The following is a 2,452-nucleotide window of genomic DNA, read 5'->3' as shown; positions in this document are numbered from 1 at the left end:
GTCAAGACGATCAAGCTGACAGCGACGGGCAAGGCCGACATCGTCAATCCCGCTGCCGATGTCGCACTGACAGGGTCCGTCGACGACCAGCCGCTCGATCTCAGGGCATCTTTGGTGACGCGTGACGGAACGCGTTCCCTCAACGGACTTAGCCTGTCGCTGGCCGACAACAAGGTCTCGGGCGATCTCGTGCTCGACGACAGCTTGCTGCCGCTCGGCACACTGACACTCGAAGCGCCCGATATCGGCCCGCTGGCCGCACTTGCCGGGCAGACGGCGGCCGGCGACGTGCAGGGCAGCATCCGCCTCTCGAATGATGGTGGCGTGCCGGCAGTTGCGATCGATGCCACGAGCGGGTCTATTTCGCGCGGCGATCTGGCGGCGAAGACCATCGCCGTCAACGCGCTGGTCGCCAACTATCTCAAGGCACCGGCGATCTCCGGCACGATCAAGGCCGATACGGTCACGTCGGGAACCACCGTGATCAGCGGCATCGGTGTCGATTTGAAGCGTGACGGCGACTGGACAGGCTTTTCCGGCGGCGCCACCGTCGCCGGCATTCCGGCCACAGCCGAAGGTAGGGTGAAAATCGCCGACGGCACGACAAGCGTCGAGATCGCCTCGGGCGAAGCGACAATTCGCGGCATCAAGGCGGCGGTCGCGCAGCCATCGAGCTTAAGCATCGCCAATGGCATGGCCAGCATCGAGAAGCTGATGCTCGATGTCGGCGGCGGATCGGTGACCGTGTCCGGCACCGCCGGCCCGACGCTCGACCTCGCGGCGGAGTTTTCCGCACTGCCGGCCGGCCTTGCCAATGATTTTTCACCCGGCCTCGACGCCGCGGGCACGCTCGGTGGAACGGCGCAAGTGACGGGACCGTCGGCAGCCCCCGACATTCGTTTCAGTGCGCAGCTCAGCGGCGCCGAGACCAGCCAGACCCGCCAGGCGGGGCTCGGGCCGCTCAACCTCGATGCGGCAGGCAGCTTGTCCTCCGCCGGCGGCGTCGCCATCGACCACGCGACGCTTGCCGGTGACAAAATTTCCGCCAAGGCCGCCGGCACCATCAACCCGAACGGCGCCAGCGATTTTGCGCTCGACCTGGCCTCGACCGGCCCGAGCCTGCCGCTGGCGCTTGGCAGCACCGAGAGCCCGATCAATCTCGAGTTGCAGGCGCTGTCGGTGGAGGTCGCGGGGCAGGGGATGCAATCGACGCTGAATATCTCCGCGACACTGCCGTCGGTCGCCACCAACCTCGCCAAGGCCGAAGGCATCGCGCTTGCGCTCCATTCCGACGCCTTCGATCTGAAGGGCCGGACAGGGCCGATTTCCGGCACTGTGACAGCAAATAGGATCGGCCTGGACAATCCGACCATCGCGCCGCTGCTCGCCGGAAAGATCACCGCCAAGGTCGCCGGCGATCTCGCTACCGATACCATCGTCATCGACAGCGGCTCGGTGACGAGCGAGGTACTGGACAGCGGCTTTAATGGAAGGGTCTCGCTGGCCGATGGCGCCATCGATCTCAACCTCAGGGCGGTTGCGGCTTCCGCGGCACTGCCGGCGGCAGTGCGCGGCGTGCTCGCCGAGCGGACGCAGCTCAGCGCGGCACTGAAGCGCGACGCCAACGGCAATGTCACCGCCAACGCCATCAGGCTGGTATCAGGTGCATTCAGCGCCGACGGGCAGGCCAGCCTCGCCGACAACCAACTCGCCGTCGACATCAAGGGCGCGCTGGCCGACATCTCCCTTCTGTCCGGGGAGGCCAAGGGCGCCATAACGTTCGCGCTGAAAGCGCAGGGCGCCGGTACAGCGCCGGACCTGTCGCTGACGGTCGACAGCGACCGGCTTTCGGTGGCGGCGCGAGAAGTCACCGGGCTAAAGCTCACCGCGACGGGGAAGGGCGACATCGCCAGCCCGGCGGCCGATATCTCGCTAACCGGATCCGTCAATGACGAGCCACTCGATTTCAAGGCGTCGCTGGTAACGCGGCAGGGAAAGCGGTCCATAGACGGACTAAGCCTGTCGCTGGGCGACAACAAAGTTTCGGGCGACCTTGCTCTCGACGATAGCTTCCTGCCGCTCGGCACGGTGGCGCTGGATCTACCCGATATCAGTCCGCTCGCAGCCCTGGCGCTGGAAAAAGCTAACGGCGACGTGCGTGGCACGATCGCCTTCTCGAAGACCGGCAATGCGCCTGATGTCGCCATCAAGGCGACCACAGATTCAATTTCGCGCGGCGATCTTTCGGCAAAGACGATCACCATCGATGCGCTGATCGCCAACTATCTCGCCGCACCGGTGATCTCCGGAAAAATCCGTGCCGACAGCGTCACCTCCGGCGGCACCGTCATTCGCGGCATCGGTGTCGATTTGAAGCGTGACGGCGACTGGACAGGCTTTTCCGGCGGCGCCACCGTCGCCGGCATTCCGGCCACAGCCGAAGGTAGGGTGA

The 2,452-nt window shown here is 65.6% G+C and carries 1 pseudogene; it reads left to right on the top strand.

Going from position 1 to position 2,452, the window contains the following annotated elements:
• A pseudogene (locus tag EOA86_RS30590) lies at window positions 1-2,452 on the top strand (translocation/assembly module TamB); the annotation flags it as partial.

The organism is Mesorhizobium sp. M5C.F.Ca.IN.020.32.2.1, assembly GCF_004023105.1.
GTDB classification, from domain to species: domain Bacteria; phylum Pseudomonadota; class Alphaproteobacteria; order Rhizobiales; family Rhizobiaceae; genus Mesorhizobium; species Mesorhizobium wenxiniae.
This window is presented reverse-complemented; position numbering and strand designations above follow the sequence as displayed.